We start from the raw sequence: 19,218 nt of genomic DNA on the forward strand, positions 1-19,218 counted from the left end.
TTACGTCAGTATTCGCGAAGTTAAAACTCGGCGAAGATGGCGAACTCGACGATCAACTTTTACGGCGTCTGGGACGCTAGTTCGAGTTGAGCGGCCGTCTTTATCTAAGCCAATATCTTTTAGCAAGTGTTCGTTAGTCCATGGAATATCATGTGAGCTACGACGAACCATACGTTGCCATTGTTTTTCTTCACGTTTTAGATCTGCTTTCAATAGCACAGTTGCTAGTTTCAGATAGATAGAGTGACGCATAACTTATTCTCCAAATTGCGATAAAGGATCGACTGGGAAAAATAGTGCGTAATTGGACAGAAAAATTCTGTTGAGACTAAGCCGCTACTTTTCCGCAGCCTAGTAAAAGAGATAGGTTACGGATTAATTTAATCTAATGAGCCAGTGGCATCCTGTTTAGTCGCATCAAAGGTTGAGCGAACAGCAGGCATACGATCAGCGCAAGCAGTGGTGTTAACAACGTAATGTTTCATCTTGCGCCTCCTAGCTAAAAATTAATCCGTGATTGATGTGGTATAACTCTTTGAGTTACGGCTAAATTGTAAGCAACGGAGGATATTTATCAAACAATTTTTATCCTTTCGATTAAAAACAAACCAATGACCTAAAATTAGGTTTCATATGGTTTTTTGAATAACATATTCAACTAAGGAATATATAAAACATCGAGTTTTATAAATAACCGAATTCTATTCACAAAAAAGGAGCGCATATGCACTCCTTTTTGGGATAAGTTGTTTCGTCAGCACTTACTGATTCAAATTAGATTAAACCGTCTGCTCTGAAATCAAATTATGCTTGTTCAATAGTCGATACATGGTTGCGCGCGATACGCCAAGCTCTTTCGCTGCGTTCGATACCTGACCGGAATGTGATTCCAACACAACAAGCAATGCATCACGCTCACTCTTTTCACGAATTGACTTCAAGCTACGTTTAGAATCATTGCGTTGCGGAAGATCAAGATGATGTTCTTCAATCATTACGCTATCCGACATCAGTACAGCACGTTTGACTTGGTTCATCAACTCACGCACGTTACCTGGCCAGAAGTAACGTGTCAGTGCTTTCAGCGCATCTTCAGAAAAGCTTTTCGCCTGCGAGTTATATTCTTTTGAGAACTCTTGTAGGTAGAAGCGCGCTAATAGTGCGATATCACTTGCGCGTTCTTTCAAGCTTGGCACATTAATGCGAAGCACATTGATGTAATGGTAAAGCTCTTCATTGAAGTCACCATCAATCAGTGCTTTTTCAACATCAGAAGAGTTAGCAGCAAGAATACGAACGTTAACATTTTTCGCACCTTCACGAGTTTCAATCGTGCCTTCTTGCAAGAAACGCAGAAGGTTCATCTGCTGTTCTTTAGAGATGGTCAAGATATCGTTGAAAAGCACGGTACCACCATCAGCCTGCTCAAGCAGACTTGCTTCCATATCGTCATCAGCATCAATGCCAAAGACTTCGGCTTGGAAGCGTTGCTCGTTAAGCGCGCGACAGTTAATTGATAGGAATGGCTTGTGAGAACGTGAGGATACTTTATGAATCGCACGTGCAACAGCTTCTTTACCTGTACCGCTTTCACCATAGATTAGAATACTTACATCGGTTGGACCGATACGTTTCACTTGGTCACGTAGACGTTTCATTGGGATAGATTCGCCGATCAGCCCCATGTCTAAGCTGCTACCAAAGCTTGGCCATACTTTTTTCTCTAGCTTCAACATACCAAGTTGGTGACCAATGGTACTCAATAGCTGTGCATCAGGGATTGGTGCCGTGAAAAAGTCGATACAGAAGTTCACAATGAACTGACAGATGGTATCAGTTCCGAGTTGAGATTCACGGATGAAGGCTAACCAACGAACGTGCTTGTGAGAACTCACTAAGTTCGCCAAACCATTAAGACTGAACTCGTCATGGCTAAGGTCAACTATACCAATACATGGACCAATATCTTCTAACAATGTGTTGGCTTTACGTAAATCACCCACTTGGTGACATTTCCATCCCACTTGCTCTAGCACCGAAAGCCAAGGTTCATAAGTACCGCCAACTACTACAAGCGATCCCGGAATGGAATCCATCTTAAACTGCCCAGCCATTCTCTAACCCTTATTGATTGTTCATAGAAATTTCGCGCCACAAACCCATCTTTGCGAACGGGTAACATTATCGAGACTACGCGCGCTGAAGTCTGTCTCAATATTAAGACTATGCAACAGATTGAGATTTGGCGAATGCTTATTTAGACCTCTTATATACAATCAAATGCAAACAGTTGAATTTATTCAAATTAAAGATACAAAAAAACCACCCGAAGGTGGTTTTTTCATTACTCAGCGAGGAGATTACGCTTGTGGGCGCATCGCTGGGAATAGGATCACGTCACGGATAGTGTGCGTGTTAGTCAGCAGCATAACTAGGCGGTCGATACCGATACCTTGACCTGCTGTTGGTGGTAGACCGTGCTCTAGTGCAGTGATGTAGTCTGCATCGTAGAACATTGCTTCGTCATCACCAGACTCTTTCGCTTCCACCTGTGCTTTGAAACGCGCGTCTTGGTCTTCTGCATCGTTAAGCTCAGAGAAGCCGTTTGCTACTTCACGACCACCGATGAAGAACTCAAAGCGGTCTGTGAAGAATGGGTTGTCATCGCTACGACGAGCCAGAGGAGAGATGTCCGCTGGGTAGCCAGTGATGAACGTTGGCTGCATTAGCTTAGGTTCTGCAGTTTCACCGAAGATTTCTTCAAGAAGCTGACCACATGTCCAGAAAGGTTCGACTTCAACGTGCACTGATTTCGCGATAGAAACCATTAGGTCACGGTTTTGAATGTCTTCTTCTGTTAGCGCTTGGATTTGTGCGTGGTCTGGGTTGTAGTGCTTGATTGCTTCAAACATGCTCATACGAGTGTAAGTGCCACCAAACTCAACCGTGTCATCACCGTAAGGCATTGACGTTGAACCTAGAACTTCTAGAGCGACTGAGCTTAGTAGTTCTTCAGTTAGGTCCATAAGATCTTTGTAATCCGCGTACGCCATGTAGAATTCCATCATTGTGAATTCTGGGTTGTGACGTGGAGAAAGACCTTCGTTACGGAAGTTACGGTTGATTTCGAATACGCGATCAAAACCACCAACAACTAGACGTTTCAGGTATAGCTCAGGCGCGATACGTAGGTACATTGGCATGTCTAGTGCGTTGTGGTGCGTGATAAATGGACGCGCACTCGCACCGCCAGGGATAACGTGCATCATTGGCGTTTCAACTTCCATGAACTGTTTAGAGATCATGAAGTTACGGATTGCAGACATTACTTTAGAACGTACTACGAACGCTTGACGAGAATCTTCGTTAACGATTAGGTCAACGTAACGTTGACGGTAACGCATCTCTTGGTCAGTTAGACCGTGGAACTTCTCTGGTAGTGGACGAAGTGCTTTAGTTAGCAACTCGTACTCTTCCATGTTCACGTATAGGTCGCCTTTACCTGATTTGTGCAGCGCACCTTTAACACCGATGATGTCACCGATATCAAGACCTTGGTATTTGTCTTTTAGTACTTTTTGAACCGCTTTGTCAGCGTAAGCTTGAATACGACCAGAAGTCTCTTGGATTACTAGGAATGGACCACGCTTAGCCATGATACGACCAGCGATTGCAACTACGTGGTTAAGCTCTTCTAGCTCTTCCTTCGTCTTTTCACCGAACTCTTTTTGAAGGTCGCCCGCTAGTGCGTCACGACGGAAGTCGTTTGGGTGGCCATTTGCTTTGCAGCTCTTTCGGATTTCATCCAGTTTAGCGCGGCGTTCAGCAATTAGCTTGTTTTCTTCTTGTACAGTTTCGTTTTGAACAGCATCAGTCATTTTCGATGTATCCTGTTTTTGTCGGTGAAAAGCTTTATAGACCTGATTTCAGGCTAGCTTCAATAAATTTGTCCAGATCGCCATCAAGAACCGCTTGAGTATTACGGTTTTCAACGCCCGTACGGAGGTCTTTAATGCGTGAGTCATCCAATACGTAAGAACGGATCTGGCTACCCCAGCCAATGTCAGACTTAGCGTCTTCATTAGCTTGTTTTTCCGCGTTTTGCTTTTGCAATTCAAGCTCAAATAGCTTCGCTCGAAGCTGTTTCATTGCCTGATCTTTGTTCTTATGTTGAGAACGGTCATTCTGACACTGAACCACTGTGTTCGTTGGTACGTGTGTAATACGAACCGCAGATTCGGTGGTGTTTACGTGCTGACCACCAGCACCTGACGCACGGTAAACGTCGATACGTAGGTCAGATGGGTTAATGTCGATATCAATGTTTTCATCAATCTCTGGGTAGATAAACGCAGAAGCAAATGAAGTATGACGACGACCGCCTGAATCGAATGGCGATTTACGAACTAGGCGGTGAACGCCTGTTTCTGTGCGTAGCCAGCCGTAAGCGTACTCACCAGAGATCTTCACTGTTGCGCCCTTAAGACCCGCAACTTCGCCTTCCGATACTTCGATCACCTCAGATTTGAAGCCTTTTGCTTCAGCCCAACGTAGGTACATACGTAGCATCATGTTGGTCCAGTCTTGTGCCTCTGTACCACCTGAGCCAGCTTGCAAATCAATGTAACAATCAGAGCTGTCATGGTCACCAGAGAACATTCGACGGAATTCAAGCTGTTCTAGCTTCTCTTCCAACTCAGCAAGTTCTGGTTCGATTTCGTCAAACGTTTCTTGATCTTCTTCTTCAACCGCAAGCTCAAGAAGACCTTCAACGTCCTCTACACCTTGCTCTAGTTGATCGATAGTTTCAACAACCGCTTCAAGAGATGCACGCTCTTTACCTAGTGCTTGTGCACGTTCTGGCTCGTTCCATACATCTGGTTGTTCAAGTTCTGCGTTGACTTCTTCTAGACGCTCTTTCTTAGCGTCATAGTCAAAGATACCCCCTCAGGACATTCGTGCGCTCAGACACGTCCTGTAGACGGTTTTTAATTGGATTGATTTCAAACATGTTGGCTCAACATTTTAGAATAGAATTTAACCGAGAAATTCTACTCAAAAATGTGACCGAGATACAGGAAAATTTCGGCTGGGAAATCAGATTGCAATTAGAGAGAGCACGGTCATAAAATTTTTGCCCCACAAAAAGGCGACCGTACTCTAAAAGAAGTGACTTTCTAGGTCCTACTTAGCTTCAATGTGATCAATCATTAACTGTAATGATTGATTGCCGCGAAACTCATTCACACCCAACTTATACGCGAGGCGTACTGTTTTCACTGATGCATCCGGCCAACGACGCAAGTCAACATTAAATGCAATACCATCGATCATGACGTTTGTTGGATGACCTTTGAAAAGTGGTTCTAGCATCAGCTTAAGGTGCTTCTCACCGACCAGTTTCTGGTGCAATACTTTGAACTCACCATCAAAGATAGGTTCTGGGAACGCTTGCCCAAAAGGACCACCTGAGCGCAATTGTTCAGCAATATTCATCGAGAACTCTTCGGGTTTAAGCTCGCCGTCCGACATTACCACACCTTTCAGCGCCGCTTCGTCCAGTTCTTTCTTCACGACTTCATCAAACAAACGGCTAAAGCGCTCGAAGTCTTGTTCTTTGATGGTCAAGCCTGCCGCCATCGCGTGTCCACCAAATTTGATGATCAAGCCTGGGTTTTGCGTATCGATGAAATCCAGCGCGTCACGCATGTGTAGCCCCGGAATAGAGCGACAAGAACCTTTAATTGTCCCCTCTCCGCCATCGGCAAAGGCGATAACAGGACGATGGAACTTCTCTTTAATGCGCGAAGCAAGAATACCGATAACACCTTGGTGCCAATCACGTTGGAACAGTGCTAAACCGTAAGGCAATTCACTGTTTTCACCAAATTGAAGACGCTCACAAAAAGCCATCGCTTCTTGCTTCATCCCTTCTTCAATCTCTTTACGGGTTTGGTTCAAACCATCCAACTCACTCGCCATACGACGCGCCGCATGGATGTTGTTACACATCAGTAGTTCAACACCGAAAGACATGTCATCCAAACGACCTGCGGCATTAATACGAGGACCAAGTGCAAAGCCAAAATCAGATGCAACCAAACGACGAGCATCTCGCTTCGCGACTTCAATCAGAGCTTGAATTCCCGGGCGTGCTTTGCCTGCACGAATACGCTGTAAGCCTTGGTGTACAAGAATGCGGTTATTTTCATCCAGCGGCACAACGTCGGCGACGGTGCCGAGAGCAACCAAGTCGATCAACTCCATCAACTTAGGCTCTTGCATGCCTTGCTGCGCGAACCAATTTTGTTTACGCATATACACACAAAGCGCCATCATCAAATAGAAAGCAACGCCAACCCCTGCCAATGCTTTCGATGGGAACGCACAGCTGTCGAGGTTCGGGTTCACCATGGCATCCACATTCGGCAGCTCTTGCCCTGGTAAGTGATGGTCAGTAACCAGTACAGTAATGCCGTTTTCTTTGGCGTAGCGAACCCCTTCAATCGACGACACACCGTTGTCTACCGTCATAATCATCTCAGCACCCAGCTCTAACGCCTGGTCCACGACTTCAGGACTGAGGCCGTAGCCATCTTCAAAGCGGTTCGGCACCAAGTAGTCCACGTTATTACTGCCAAGCATACGTAGGGCAAGCACTGACAACGCCGAGCTAGTCGCGCCATCGGCATCAAAATCGCCAACGACAATAATGCGCTTTTGCTCATTAATGGCTTGGAACAACAACTCAACCGCCTGGTCAATGCCACCCAACTGTTGGTAAGAATGTAAGCCACGAGCAGAAGTCTCTAACTGTGCTACATCTGTGATACCACGGTTAATGTAGATGCGCTTGAGAATAGGTGGAATGGAATCGGGAAGAAGAGAAAGATCCGGTTCAGGACGTCGTTGAATTTCTATCATGTTTGAAAAGAGCCAACGAATACCGCTGGCTCTGCTCCTTAAAGGATTATTGTTGCTCTAAACGTTTTAGTAGTTCAGCCGGTGGAAGGTAACCGCCTACGAGTTCACCACTTGGTAGGAAGATTGCTGGCGTACCAGAAATACCAAGTTCACGACCTAGGTTGTAGTGCGCTTGAATGGTTTCTTTGCACTGTTTTAGATCTTTCGCTGGATTGTCGAAAGTGCGCTCAACTTTTGCATTGTGCATTGCTGATTTCGGATCTTCTGCACACCAAATTGTCGCCATTTGTTCAGCAACTGGACCTGTTGCACCTTGACGAGGGTACGCCATGTAACGAACAGTAATACCCAAGTCGTTGTAACCTTGCATCTGGCTGTGTAGACGTACACAGTAACCACACGTGATATCGGTAAATACCGTCACCACATACTTCTCGTTGTCCGCTTTGTATTCAATCACGCTATCAGAGAACTTCGCGATTTTCTCTGCGTTCAATGGTGCTTGACGCTCAGCAATCACGTCTTTGTAGCCGCCGTTATCATCGATGGCGTAAAGTGTACCGGCAATAAAGTGGTTGCCATCGTTTGATGCGAACAACACACCACCATTGGTTTGGATTTCTAATAGTCCAGCAACGTCTGATGGTTGGATATCAAGAATAGACACACCCAGCTTAGAGAACTTCGCTTTTAGCGCAGCTTCATCAAAGTTCTGTTTTGCCGCTGGCGCGACTTGTTGTGCAGGAGTTTCCGTTTTTGCCTGACTTTCTTCAGCACCACAAGCGGTTACGAAAAACGGTAAAGTCAGCAGAGTTAGTCGGCGTAATACGCTCATTAAATTCACCTTAAAATAAAATCTTTTCATCCAATGAGACAAAGGATGAACCAAACCATCATTATGCTCTTGGGTGGTGTTGACTGTGGATCTGTTTCAATCGTTCAGTCGCCACGTGAGTATAAATTTGCGTTGTCGATAAGTCACTATGCCCCAACAGCATCTGTACGACCCTGAGATCTGCGCCATAGTTCAATAAGTGTGTCGCAAAAGCATGGCGCAATACGTGTGGAGACAGTTGGTCGGTATCAATACCCGCTATCACAGCGTAGTACTTGATACGGTGCCAAAAGGTCTGACGGGTCATTTGTCTCGCACGTTTACTTGGGAATACCACATCCGACGTAGTCTCTCCCAATAGAGCAGACCGACCTTGCTGGATAAAAGTTTCAATCCAATCGACCGCGTTTTCTCCCATAGGAACCAGGCGTTCTTTACCACCTTTACCGGTCACGCGCACTACCCCTTGACGCAAACTGACGTTTTCCATTGTCAGACTGACCAACTCTGTCACACGCAACCCAGTCGCGTAGAGTAGCTCAAGCATGGCTTTGTCTCGCAGCTCAACGGGATCATTAGGATCTGGCGCATCAAGCAGTGCGTCCACTTGCTCTTCACTGATGTCTTTAGGCAGACGCTGAGGCAACTTGGGGCTGACCAACAGCGCACTCGGATCATCGCCGCGTACTTTTTCACGGTGAATGTATTGGAACAAGCGACGAATCGCTGACAACATACGCGCGCGGGATGTCTGCTTGTAATCTAAATCAACGAGGTAACTTTGATACTCTTGCAGACCAGACAAACTGATGAAATCTAGACGGTAGCTATGTTGCTCCATCCACGCGAGCAATTTCATTAAATCATTTCGGTAGGAAGCCAACGTGTTCTCCGATAGACCACGCTCCATCCACATTGCATCTAAGAATTGTTCAACCAGACCAAAATCTTGTTGATTGACAGGCTGTTGTGCCGTCATGAACGCTTCCTTATCTGTTTATATTTACAGTATTGAGAGTAAGGCAACTGCTCAACCAATACCATAAAAAAATCATCTCCCGCGGGATATTCGCTGCAATCTTCCCCGATTTATGGTTAGAATCTGCCACAACAGCAACATAAAAAACGACGAATATAATGAAAATCGGACTCTTTTACGGCTCAACAACCTGCTACACAGAAATGGCAGCAGAGAAAATTCGCAATATCATTGGTGAAGACCTTGTCGACATTCACAACGTGAAAGAGACACCGCTGTCGCTGATGGCAGATTACGATTTACTGCTAATTGGTATCTCTACTTGGGACTTCGGTGAAATCCAAGAAGACTGGAGCGCTATCTGGGAAGATATTGCAACCACACCGCTAAAAGGCAAAGTCGTAGCTTTATTCGGCTTGGGAGACCAAGAAGGCTACGGCGAGTGGTACCTTGATGCGATGGGTCTACTGCATGACGAGCTAAAAGCAACGGGCGCGCAGTTTATTGGTTACTGGCCAAACGAAGGCTATGAGTTCGAAGCATCAAAAGCACTGACAGAAGATGGCAGTCAATTTGTCGGCTTAGCGTTGGATGAAGATTCCCAGTACGAACTCAGTGATGAGCGCATCGAGAAATGGTGTGAGCAAGTCTTAGTAGAGTTCCACGACACACTTTAAGTCATACGGCATCCAGCACTTGCTAGACAACAGATAAACAAAAAGCCCGGCGAATCACTTCACCGGGCTTTTTTTGTTTTGCTAGTCAGCAATTATGCAGTTTCTTCAGTCAACTCTGGTTGTGAGGACTTAGCAATAAAGAACATGCAAACAATCGCTGCAAATGTTGGTAGAACCCAACCCATGCCCACTTCAAATAGCGGCAGCATGTTGAATGCAGACACGTCTAGACCCGCAACTTTCGCAGCATCAATCAATGCAAATAACAGTGATACTAGCAGTACAGAGCGGTAAGCCACTCGTGGGTTTGGAAGCTTGCTACGTACAAACGTTAGCGCAACCAATGCTACTGCTACTGGGTATAGCGCAAACAGAACCGGAACTGATAGAGAAATTAGCTGAGACAGACCAACGTTTGCAATCAGTGCACAAGCCGCACCGTTGATAATAACCCACTGCTTGTAAGTCAGTTTCGTTTTAGAGCTGAAGAAATCTGAACATGCAGAGATAAGACCGATAGCCGTCGTCAAACATGCAAGCAATACGATGATTGAAAGTACAACCTGACCGTAAGGACCAAATAGCGCCTGAACGTATTGGCTCAGCACAGCACCACCGTTGTCTGCGCCTGCTGCAATAGTTGAACTCGTCGCACCTAGGTAGAACAATGAGATGTATACGAACGCAAGACCTGCAGCGGCAATACAGCCAGCACAGATTAGGTATTTTGTCGTTGCTGCACGCTCAGTGATGCCTTTACTGCGAAGTGCGTCCACCATTAGCATACCGAACATCAACGATGCGAACGTATCCATGGTGTTGTAGCCTTCAAGGAAGCCCTTAGTCAATGGTTGAGTTAGGTACTCGCCGTGCGCGCCCATCATTTCGCCTTGTGGGTCAATGAATACCGCAATAGCAAGAACGATAAGACCAAGGAACAGAACTGGCGTTAGCACTTTACCAATCAAATCAATCAAACGACCTTGGAACCAAGCGAAGATCATAGCCACCGCAAAGAACAAGATTGAGAATGATGTTAGATGCGCTTGAGAGGCATCTAGGAAGAATGGTTTCACTGCCATTTCATATGCTACAAGACCTGTACGAGGTGCAGCAAATGCAGGACCAATGATGATGAAGATCAACGCCGCCATCAGCACTGCTGCTTTCTTAGGAAGATCTTGAGTCAAGTGATCCCAAGAGCCGCCTGCCACAGCAATAGCAACGATAGTAATAAGAGGTAGACCTACCGCTGTTAGCAAGAAACCGAACATTGCTGGCATCAGGTGATCACCGGCTAGCTGACCCGCTAGTGGTGGGAAAATGATGTTGCCAGCACCCAAAAAGAACGCAAATAGCATAAAGCCTACTGCGATAATATCTGTTAGTTTTAACGTCTGCTTCACAGATAACCCTTTTTCTCTAATTGATGAATGTTGTGTATGCATCGACCACTTTTTTGTATACCCAAAGTTAATGAGTACCAGTGGTTCAATCTATAAATTTCCGCCGCATAATGACGAAGTACCCATCATTTGGCAACCTTTAAGAAAAAAACACCATATTAATTTAGTTCGTCAACTTAAAAGCAGTGAATATCACTACCTATAGATTTGAGACCAGTTCATTATCTCGATCAAATTGAAATACAATTTAATAACCAACAAGATAACAATCTATACAATTAAGAAACAATAGAGAAATTAACTCTATTATTGAGTAAAAATAAAACAATCATGAAGAGCGAAAGATTTCAGACTAAGGACTTCAAGTTCAAGCAGTTTTCGATTCACGGCGGTGAAAGTGGCATGCCTGTCAGCACTGATGGTGTGATGCTTGGCGCTTGGGCAAATTGCTCACCACAGAGTAAAATTTTGGACATTGGTACAGGCACGGGCTTGCTAGCACTAATGTGCGCACAGCGATTTCCTGCCGCACAGATCACCGCTCTTGATATTGAAACATCAGCGGTAGAAGCAGCGCAGCAAAACTTCACCCTATCCTCTTGGTCCGACAGGCTTCACATCCACCACGCTGATGTATTGCAGTTTGAACTAACACATCGCTTCGAGCACATCATCTGTAATCCGCCCTACTTCAACAGTGGTGAGCAATCGAAGCAAAGCCAACGTGCAACTGCTCGACACACGGATACTTTGCAACACGCTTCATTACTTAAACGCTGTAATGAACTACTCGAAGAAGACGGTACTGCCAGTTTTGTTCTGCCGATTACAGAAGGCGAATTGTTTATTGCCATGGCTAAACAGCAAGGATGGTTCTTATCGCGCATCTGTCGCGTGCAACCATCACAGAAAAAGCCAGTCCACCGTTTACTGTTTGAATTAGCCAAACAAGCTTGTGATACTCAAGAAACGCACTTGATCATTCACTCAAACGAGGGTTATAGCGACGACTTTACTCAGCTAACTCGCGAGTTTTATCTTAAGATGTGAAATAACATGTGATCCTTGTCACCAATCACTTTATAATGTGCGACCTTTTTATATTCTATGCTGCTGTGGCGAACCATTAACCAAGCTTTGCTTGTGGAGAACTCATTGTGATCAGAACCTTTGCTGAACTTGATCTAGACCAAAACCTACTTGAAGCCATTGACGAGATGGGCTACGAACGCCCAACTAAAATTCAGGCAGAAGCGATTCCACAAGCGTTAGATGGTCGTGACATTCTAGCGTCAGCACCAACTGGTACTGGTAAAACGGCAGCATTCGTCCTGCCAGCACTGCAATACCTGCAAGATTTCCCACGTCGTAAACCGGGACCTGCACGTATTCTGATCCTAACCCCAACTCGTGAACTTGCGATGCAGGTAGCGGATCAAGCTCGTGCTTTAGCGAAAAACACCAAGCTAAACATCTTCACCATCACTGGTGGTGTTCAATACCAAGAGCACGCAGATATCCTAGCAACGACACAAGATATCGTGGTAGCAACACCAGGTCGTCTACGTGAATACATTGACGCAGAACGTTTTGACTGTCGTGCGATTGAATGGCTAATCCTTGATGAAGCAGACCGCATGCTAGACATGGGCTTTGCTCCAACTGTTGACCGTCTGTCTAACGAATGTCGCTGGCGCAAACAAACCCTTCTGTTCTCAGCAACACTAGAAGGCAAAGGCGTAGAGGGTTTCACAGCAGACCTACTGAACGAACCAGCAGAGATCGACGCAAAATCACCACTACGTGAGCGTAAGAAGATCGCACAGTGGTACCACCGTGCTGATGACGCAGAGCATAAACTTGCTCTACTAAAACACATCATCACAGAGCAAGCAGAACGCACTATCGTATTCTTGAAGACTCGCGAGCGTTTAGCAGAGCTTCGTGCCCAGTTAGAGAGCGCACAGATTCCATGTTCTTGGATTCAAGGCGAAATGCCTCAAGATCGTCGTAACAACGCGATTTCTCGCTTCCGTGAAGGCACTGTAAACGTGCTATTAGCGACAGACGTAGCGGCACGCGGTATCGACCTTCCTGACGTATCACACGTAATCAACTACGATATGCCACGCACGGCAGACGTGTACCTTCATCGCATTGGTCGTACGGCTCGTGCAGGTAAAAAGGGTAATGCTATCTCAATCGTAGAAGCGCACGACCAACCAATGATGGATCGCGTTGCTCGTTACGTGAAAGAAGACATCAAAGAACGTTTCGTGAAAGAGATGCGCCCTAAACACAAAAAGCCTGTGTTTAAGAAGAAAAAGAAAAAAGACGATAAGAAGAAAGTAGCGAAAAAGAAAACCGCTAAGAAGAAGTAATCACGTCTGATTGATTTCAAATCTAAAAGAGCCGCAATCGCGGCTCTTTTTGTTTTTCATCTATAGTTGATGAGCAGGCAAGGTTTTGTCTTCATAGGCATCAGCGAAGCCATGGTTACGGTCACGGTGCCCCGCTTCATCCTCTCGAATACGCAAAATCACATCTCTTAGCATCGCATCAGTTGGCAGCTTGTAGTAATCAATCGCCAGAGTCGGGGCTGGTACGTTCTCCACTTCCCCGCTATCAATTTTCTCTAGGTACTCAGTGTAGCTGTTACACGCTTCTTCTTCGAAGTAACCAACAACACGGTGAGCGATTTTAGAAGACAGCAGATAGATGAAGCTGTACACAACAATGAAAACACCTTGTCCCAGCAACACCAACAAACGCTCAACCAAACTTGGCTTGGCAATATCGAGGAAAATCATCAGGTGCATGCGCTCGTTCTCAGCCTCATCGAGAAGTTCTCGGATCCAGCCTTCATCATCTTTCATTCGGCGTAGCGCTTTCAAGTGATTGAACATCCCAGCTACCATGCCCGGCACGGCTGCGATGGTTTCGAGAATTACCGCTCGTTTCGCGTATTTCTTGCCATAAAAGATGTTCAGAGTGAATTTCAGCAATTTGGTAATACGCAGTGCAACGTACTCCGATAACTTAGAGGCTTTTTTGTGTGTGAGCTTGAAGTCTGACATAGGAGAACTCCTTATTTTTAAAGTTGCATTTAAAATACAACTTCAAACTTTATTACTCAACTATTTTTTAAGATATAAACTTTTTATGTAAAAAATTCGATTAAGATCAGATCGAATAGGCATAAAAAAAGCCGGATAACTATCCGGCTTTTTGGCGTACTTTATTTCGCTGAATCATCAACTCGCGATTGACTGACTTCAATCAGTTTTGCTCTTCTCGTTTGAAAACTAAGTCTGTTGGTGTCGACTCTTCTTCAACGAAGTAGTAACCCGCAACATCAAACTTAGTGAGGTCAGCAACACTTTCGATACGGTTTTCGATGATGTAGCGAGCCATCATGCCGCGCGCTTTCTTCGCGTAAAAGCTGATCACCTTATATTGACCATTCTTACAGTCTTTGAAGATAGGCGTGATCACTTGTGCATCCAAGTTCTTTGGCTTCACCGCTTTGAAATATTCATTTGATGCAAGGTTAATCAATACGTTGTCGCCTTGCGCAGCAATCGCTTCATTCAGCTTATCGGTAATGACATTACCCCAGAACTGGTAAAGGTTAGATCCCTTGTCGTTCGCCAGCTTAGTGCCCATCTCAAGACGGTATGGCTGCATTAAATCGAGTGGCTTAAGCAGACCGTATAGACCAGATAGCATTCTTAGGTGATCTTGAGCGTAGTCAAAATCAGCGTCAGAAAGGGTTTCCGCTTCAAGACCTGTGTACACATCGCCTTTAAATGCCAAAATGGCTTGGCGTGCATTATCTGTGGTGAAAGTTTCACTCCACTCTTGGAAACGGCCAACGTTCAAATCAGCGATTTTGTCGCTCACTTTCATCAGTGATGCAACATCGGCAGGTGTTAATTTACGGCATACCTCGATCAGCGCTTTTGAATAGCTAACCAAGTCAGGTTGAGTAAACTTCTCGGTCGCGAGTGGTGATTCGTAATCGAGCGTTTTAGCTGGAGAAACTACGATGAGCATGACTTTAACTTCCCTAATTCTATTTTCCATTTAGAGTACAAAAAAAGCCATGCATTGTCTGCATGGCTTTTTGAATCGTGTTGATAGCTTTCAACAATGATTGGCAGTGAACATCACTTAGTCTTCTTTTTTCGTGTTGTCCCAAATGCCATCTTCTAGCTGAGACTTCAGCTCAGGGAAGTCATTTGCATCAAACGTCGGCACTTTACCTTCGCTTAGCTGGCGGTTGTAGTCTTTCGCCAGTTTAATCACGATACCAGATAGCAATAGAATCGCCACCAAGTTCACTATCGCCATCAAACCCATTGATACGTCAGCCAGTGACCAAACCACAGGTAGTGATGCTAGCGCACCGAACATAACCATACCCAATACAATGATACGGAAGATGCCTAGACCTGCTTTGTGGTTGTGCTCTAGGAAGATTAGGTTCGTTTCAGCGTATGAGTAGTTCGCAATAATCGAAGTAAATGCGAAGAAGAAGATCGCAACAGCAACAAAGATGCTGCCCCAATCACCAACTTGTGAGCTCAATGCACGCTGAGTTAGCTCAATACCGGTCACTTCCGTTGCTTGACCAACGTACTCACCTGACATAAGGATGATAGCCACTGTCGCAGAACAGATAACAATCGTATCCATGAATACGCCTAGCATCTGAACGTAACCTTGAGATGCAGGGTGCGGTGGATAAGGGGTTGCAGATGCTGCTGCATTTGGTGCAGAACCCATACCAGCTTCGTTCGAGAACAGACCGCGTTTGATACCGTTGATCATCGCTTGTGCGATTGCGTAACCAAGACCACCCGCAGCTGCTTCTTGCAGACCAAATGCGCTCTTGAAGATAAGCATTAGCACATCTGGTAGTTTGTCTAGGTTAGAGAACATCACAAACAACGCTAGTAGTAAGTATGCTAGTGCCATCACTGGAACAATCAGTTCAGCTACTTTTGCAATACGCTTAATACCACCAAAGATAACGACGGCTGACAGTGCTACAACAGCAATACCAACATAAAGGTCATTCCAACCAAATGCAGTGCTCATTGCGTTTGCAATTGAGTTTGCTTGAACGGCATTGAATACCAAACCAAAAGCGATGATTAGGAAAATCGAGAACAGCACGCCCATCCAGCGCATGCCCAAACCTTTTTCCATGTAGTAAGCAGGACCACCGCGGTAGTTGCCATCATCATCTTTGGTTTTGTATAGCTGCGCTAGCGTACTTTCCGCAAACGACGTCGCCATACCAAGCATTGCAATCAACCACATCCAGAAGATTGCACCAGGACCACCTGCTGTCAAAGCAACAGCAACACCCGCCATGTTACCTGTACCTACACGTGCAGCAAGACTAGTACAAAGCGCTTGGAAAGAAGAAATACCAGCTTTGTCTGCTTTACGGCTGTTCTTCAGAACAGAGAACATGTGGCCGAAATGACGGAATTGAATGAATCCCAATCGAACGGTGAAGTAGATTCCTACACCAACAAGAAGATAAACCAGAATCGAACCCCAAAGGAGATCGTTCATCAAATTGATTAAGTCTGTCATGTGTACCTCAAAGTGAGTTGCGCCGGTCTTTGCTTCCAAGCCATCCACCAGATTGCCTGCTAAGTGTCAAAGTGTGCTTAGCTTTTTGAGTAATGTTTATTGCGCAATCTAGAATCGTAAACGTCGCTTCATGCATCCATTTTACGTACCAGCGTATTTTTTGACGGGCGGATAATGCAGCCTCGAAAAGCAAAAATCAATATGCAACAAGTAAAATAACCTTGTTATTTTTCACTAGAAAGTCACCAAAAGTTAACATAAAAGGAAAACTTAACGCTCACAAACAGCAACATCTTGTTTATCAAATCTCAACATAAATAGCCCTTCCATCATTAACAAAACGCAATACCATTTATTTTTGATGAGGCTAGTTATCACAAGGTATCTGAGAAAAATTTCTTACTCCGCTTTGTTACGATTGGATACATTTTAATCAAAGCGATGCTATGCAACCTTAGTATTCAAAAATTGAGTAAAATGAGCCCTTCGAATTAACATACCAAATCTCTTCATTTAATCGTTTTCGTGAGTTCGTTCGCTTATTTTTTGTCCACTTCAGATATGTGCAAAATGTGATTCTGTGAGTATTTTTACGCGAAAATGTCATGTTACCGACACAAATGCGAAATATATCATGGTTATTCTCACGCCTATTGTGGTACTTAAAAAGCTCCACAAGGACTGGATATAACAGTTTAGATAGAAAAAGGTAAAGGTGGCTTATGGAAGGCTTTCAACTCGATGACCTATTTGGTCTGGATACTACCTCAACAACCAAGTCTCGCTCAAAACCAGTGAAGCGTAAGTGGCGAGAAATCGAAGAAATGAACGATAGACGCAATTTGCTCAAAGAGCTGCGCGAACTCGATGTCTGCAACGACATCACTCTGGATGACATCAAACTATAATTCGCACAAAAGGCACCTCAATGGTGCCTTTTGTCATTTATAGAGAGGACAAAAGTGGGTGATTTTCATGCTGATTTTATTGGCATGACGCCCATTCTTATCCATTGAGAATTTCCCTCAGTTTTCACTCATATTTTAAACGAGACAATTTCTAAACAATTCCCATCAGACAAGAAAATGACGAAACAAACTACGCAAACGCAATCGATTACTTCGTCATTTTTATGTTTTAGACAAACTCAGCGTCGTTCTGACGCACTCGATCTGCAAGTTGCTTGTAGCGATCTGCAATAGTATTACCAAACACAGGATCGTCTTCGTTCTCATGCCATAGGCTTTCAACATATTGCCAGTCTTGCGAAGTGAACAACTCTTCAATTAGAGGTAAGATTTGGCGCTCTTCTAACTCGAGGTGGCGCTTTTGCGTCACGATGAAGTCTTCAAGCTGAGCAACGAACATATCTTGAGGGACAACAGCATCCTGCAAAATCATCTCAATCAACATTGAAAACGCTTTAGTTTTGTCCGCCAGCTCTTGATGTTCCTGTTCCAAGTTTTCCATGGTCTTTTGCTGACCATAATGCTCTAGGAAGTAGCGATAGAGAATGTCTTCTTTAGGATGGTGAATTTTTTCTGAATGGTTAGAAAGATAATCCACGATCTCACTCACCAACGCATAGTTGATGGCGCGTTCTTGTTTAATCTCATTCAATTTGTGGCGCAGTATTGCCAGCAGACGGACCATATAGCCGTGTTCGCGTCGAATTCTTTCGATCATCATAGCGTCTCTCCTTAACACCTACTTTTAATAAGTGTATATGAGAAAGCGAAAACCTGACTCGACGGTGTTCAAAAAAACAGCGATCGTGATGTCACGATCGCTGTACTGATTGCTCTCTCCTTATATAAGAGGAAAGTGCACTTTACACCGCCATTGGTAGGTGCCAATTGATGACCTCTTTGCCTTGCTGAGAGAGGATCTGGTTCGCTTGTGAAAATGGTTTGCTACCAAAGAAACCTCGGTGAGCAGACAACGGTGATGGATGCGGTGCCGTTAACACATAGTGTTTGTTACGATCGATAAAGCGACCTTTCTTCTGCGCGTGTGAGCCCCACAGCAGGAACACCACACCTTGTTGATGCTGGTTAATCGCTTCAATTACGCGGTCAGTAAAGGTTTCCCAACCCGTTTTTGAGTGCGAGTGTGCTTTGCCCTGCTCTACCGTCAATACGGTATTAAGTAGCAACACACCTTGCTCTGCCCAACTTTGCAAAAAACCATGTTGAGGAATTTGAAAACCTTCGATATCTTGCGCCAACTCTTTGTACATATTCACCAAAGATGGTGGCGTTTTAATGCCGGGCAACACAGAGAAACACAAACCATGCGCTTGATTAGGACCGTGGTAAGGATCTTGCCCCAGAATCACTACCTTAACGTCTTTGAACTCGGTAAAACGAAAAGCGTTAAATACGTCTTTGGCTGGCGGATAAATGGCTTTGCCTGCCGCTCGTTCTGCTTCAACAAAATTCAAAGTATCGACAAAGTAGCTCTGCTCTTTCTCTTCGCCGATCACATCGTGCCAAGTGGGTAACTGATTCATGGAAAGTTCCTGTCCTAATGTTTCCCTCTATTCTAACGAGCGAAACTCAAACAAACAAAAACTTACCACCAGCTTGAGACGGCTTCTCAAAAACTGATGAACAGACAATCCGTATTGACCTTGCTGGTTTGGCTAAACCCAAAATAACCAATACTAATAATGATGACGTTAATTACGCTGCGGCGTTCGAAAGTGCCCTTGTCCTGAGATATGGCGGTTTGGAGTGGGTAAACGTAATACTCGTCGAGAGTGTGTCGCTGGGATAAAAGAAACTG

At 44.8% G+C, this 19,218-nt stretch carries 17 protein-coding genes; 4 read left to right on the plus strand and 13 right to left on the minus strand.

Annotated elements, in window-relative coordinates:
- The 7 genes from QMY49_RS12295 to xerD all read right to left on the minus strand — a co-directional run bounded on the left by QMY49_RS12295 (position 1) and on the right by xerD (position 8,738).
- On the minus strand, positions 1-252 hold the full coding sequence (locus tag QMY49_RS12295) for a hypothetical protein (protein ID WP_005447902.1): 252 nt from the start codon (positions 250-252) through the stop codon (positions 1-3).
- A 527-nt stretch (positions 253-779) separates the two neighbouring features.
- Positions 780-2,114 (minus strand): cyclic-di-GMP-binding transcriptional regulator VpsR, encoded by a 1,335-nt coding sequence (vpsR, locus tag QMY49_RS12300; RefSeq protein ID WP_283311760.1) that lies wholly within the window; start codon positions 2,112-2,114, stop codon positions 780-782.
- Between the two features lie 246 nt (positions 2,115-2,360).
- Positions 2,361-3,878 carry a lysine--tRNA ligase gene (gene lysS / locus QMY49_RS12305; RefSeq protein WP_005447896.1) on the minus strand — a complete coding sequence of 506 codons (1,518 nt, stop codon included), beginning with the start codon at positions 3,876-3,878 and terminating at the stop codon, positions 2,361-2,363.
- 34 nt (positions 3,879-3,912) lie between these two features.
- A protein-coding gene (prfB, locus tag QMY49_RS12310) for a peptide chain release factor 2 (RefSeq protein ID WP_100208484.1) occupies positions 3,913-5,011 on the minus strand; the annotation gives its coding sequence in 2 pieces (ribosomal slippage) (positions 3,913-4,935 and positions 4,937-5,011; 1,098 coding nt in all).
- Between the two features lie 173 nt (positions 5,012-5,184).
- A complete protein-coding gene (gene recJ, locus QMY49_RS12315; RefSeq protein ID WP_283311763.1) occupies positions 5,185-6,924 on the minus strand; it encodes a single-stranded-DNA-specific exonuclease RecJ in 1,740 nt (579 codons plus the stop codon).
- A 46-nt stretch (positions 6,925-6,970) separates the two neighbouring features.
- The gene (dsbC, locus tag QMY49_RS12320) at positions 6,971-7,759 is read right to left on the minus strand and encodes a bifunctional protein-disulfide isomerase/oxidoreductase DsbC (RefSeq protein WP_009697631.1); all 789 of its coding nucleotides are present in this window, start codon (positions 7,757-7,759) and stop codon (positions 6,971-6,973) included.
- A gap of 61 nt (positions 7,760-7,820) precedes the next feature.
- On the minus strand, positions 7,821-8,738 hold the full coding sequence (gene xerD, locus QMY49_RS12325; protein ID WP_005447892.1) for a site-specific tyrosine recombinase XerD: 918 nt from the start codon (positions 8,736-8,738) through the stop codon (positions 7,821-7,823).
- Positions 8,739-8,896: 158 nt separating this feature from the next.
- On the opposite strand from xerD, the gene fldB reads away from it, so the two are divergent.
- Entirely contained in the window at positions 8,897-9,415 is a 519-nt protein-coding gene (gene fldB / locus QMY49_RS12330) for a flavodoxin FldB (protein WP_005447890.1), read from the plus strand.
- A gap of 92 nt (positions 9,416-9,507) precedes the next feature.
- On the opposite strand, the gene brnQ is transcribed toward fldB, so the two are convergent.
- Positions 9,508-10,821, minus strand: a complete 1,314-nt coding sequence (brnQ, locus tag QMY49_RS12335; RefSeq protein ID WP_069687549.1) for a branched-chain amino acid transport system II carrier protein — start codon at positions 10,819-10,821, stop codon at positions 9,508-9,510.
- Between the two features lie 330 nt (positions 10,822-11,151).
- Between brnQ and QMY49_RS12340 the strand changes: the two genes are divergently transcribed.
- Both QMY49_RS12340 and srmB read left to right on the plus strand, forming a co-directional pair.
- A complete protein-coding gene (locus QMY49_RS12340) occupies positions 11,152-11,871 on the plus strand; it encodes a tRNA1(Val) (adenine(37)-N6)-methyltransferase (RefSeq protein ID WP_283311773.1) in 720 nt (239 codons plus the stop codon).
- 107 nt (positions 11,872-11,978) lie between these two features.
- Positions 11,979-13,202, plus strand: a complete 1,224-nt coding sequence (gene srmB, locus QMY49_RS12345) for an ATP-dependent RNA helicase SrmB (RefSeq protein WP_005447883.1) — start codon at positions 11,979-11,981, stop codon at positions 13,200-13,202.
- A 60-nt stretch (positions 13,203-13,262) separates the two neighbouring features.
- Here srmB and QMY49_RS12350 read toward each other — a convergent pair whose 3' ends face one another.
- From QMY49_RS12350 to QMY49_RS12360, 3 genes are all read right to left on the minus strand, one after another.
- Positions 13,263-13,898 (minus strand): alternative oxidase, encoded by a 636-nt coding sequence (locus QMY49_RS12350; protein WP_005447882.1) that lies wholly within the window; start codon positions 13,896-13,898, stop codon positions 13,263-13,265.
- A gap of 202 nt (positions 13,899-14,100) precedes the next feature.
- Complete coding sequence (gene yaaA / locus QMY49_RS12355; RefSeq protein ID WP_005447880.1) at positions 14,101-14,877, minus strand: peroxide stress protein YaaA; 777 nt, start codon at positions 14,875-14,877, stop codon at positions 14,101-14,103.
- A gap of 117 nt (positions 14,878-14,994) precedes the next feature.
- Entirely contained in the window at positions 14,995-16,431 is a 1,437-nt protein-coding gene (locus QMY49_RS12360; protein ID WP_005447878.1) for an alanine/glycine:cation symporter family protein, read from the minus strand.
- Positions 16,432-17,153: 722 nt separating this feature from the next.
- Here QMY49_RS12360 and QMY49_RS12365 point away from each other — a divergent pair.
- The gene (locus QMY49_RS12365) at positions 17,154-17,339 is read left to right on the plus strand and encodes a DUF3545 family protein (RefSeq protein WP_005447876.1); all 186 of its coding nucleotides are present in this window, start codon (positions 17,154-17,156) and stop codon (positions 17,337-17,339) included.
- A 229-nt stretch (positions 17,340-17,568) separates the two neighbouring features.
- Here the strand turns inward: QMY49_RS12365 and QMY49_RS12370 are convergent, their stop codons facing one another.
- Together QMY49_RS12370 and ung are read right to left on the minus strand one after the other, a co-directional pair.
- Positions 17,569-18,120, minus strand: coding sequence for a hemerythrin domain-containing protein (locus tag QMY49_RS12370; RefSeq protein WP_005434924.1), 552 nt, complete (start codon positions 18,118-18,120; stop codon positions 17,569-17,571).
- Between the two features lie 142 nt (positions 18,121-18,262).
- On the minus strand, positions 18,263-18,943 hold the full coding sequence (ung, locus tag QMY49_RS12375) for a uracil-DNA glycosylase (protein ID WP_009697626.1): 681 nt from the start codon (positions 18,941-18,943) through the stop codon (positions 18,263-18,265).
- Between the last annotated feature and the right edge of the window lie 275 nt (positions 18,944-19,218).

Source organism: Vibrio harveyi, assembly GCF_030060435.1.
Classification (GTDB): domain Bacteria; phylum Pseudomonadota; class Gammaproteobacteria; order Enterobacterales; family Vibrionaceae; genus Vibrio; species Vibrio harveyi.

Coding starts and splice junctions, on each gene's coding strand:
- yaaA (WP_005447880.1), bottom strand. CDS start 14,877: ATGCTCATCGTAGTTTCTCCAGCTAAAACGCTCGATTACGAATCACCA.
- vpsR (WP_283311760.1), bottom strand. CDS start 2,114: ATGGCTGGGCAGTTTAAGATGGATTCCATTCCGGGATCGCTTGTAGTA.
- QMY49_RS12295 (WP_005447902.1), bottom strand. CDS start 252: ATGCGTCACTCTATCTATCTGAAACTAGCAACTGTGCTATTGAAAGCA.
- lysS (WP_005447896.1), bottom strand. CDS start 3,878: ATGACTGATGCTGTTCAAAACGAAACTGTACAAGAAGAAAACAAGCTA.
- QMY49_RS12360 (WP_005447878.1), bottom strand. CDS start 16,431: ATGACAGACTTAATCAATTTGATGAACGATCTCCTTTGGGGTTCGATT.
- QMY49_RS12365 (WP_005447876.1), top strand. CDS start 17,154: ATGGAAGGCTTTCAACTCGATGACCTATTTGGTCTGGATACTACCTCA.
- QMY49_RS12350 (WP_005447882.1), bottom strand. CDS start 13,898: ATGTCAGACTTCAAGCTCACACACAAAAAAGCCTCTAAGTTATCGGAG.
- QMY49_RS12340 (WP_283311773.1), top strand. CDS start 11,152: ATGAAGAGCGAAAGATTTCAGACTAAGGACTTCAAGTTCAAGCAGTTT.
- recJ (WP_283311763.1), bottom strand. CDS start 6,924: ATGATAGAAATTCAACGACGTCCTGAACCGGATCTTTCTCTTCTTCCC.
- ung (WP_009697626.1), bottom strand. CDS start 18,943: ATGAATCAGTTACCCACTTGGCACGATGTGATCGGCGAAGAGAAAGAG.
- xerD (WP_005447892.1), bottom strand. CDS start 8,738: ATGACGGCACAACAGCCTGTCAATCAACAAGATTTTGGTCTGGTTGAA.
- dsbC (WP_009697631.1), bottom strand. CDS start 7,759: ATGAGCGTATTACGCCGACTAACTCTGCTGACTTTACCGTTTTTCGTA.
- fldB (WP_005447890.1), top strand. CDS start 8,897: ATGAAAATCGGACTCTTTTACGGCTCAACAACCTGCTACACAGAAATG.
- QMY49_RS12370 (WP_005434924.1), bottom strand. CDS start 18,120: ATGATGATCGAAAGAATTCGACGCGAACACGGCTATATGGTCCGTCTG.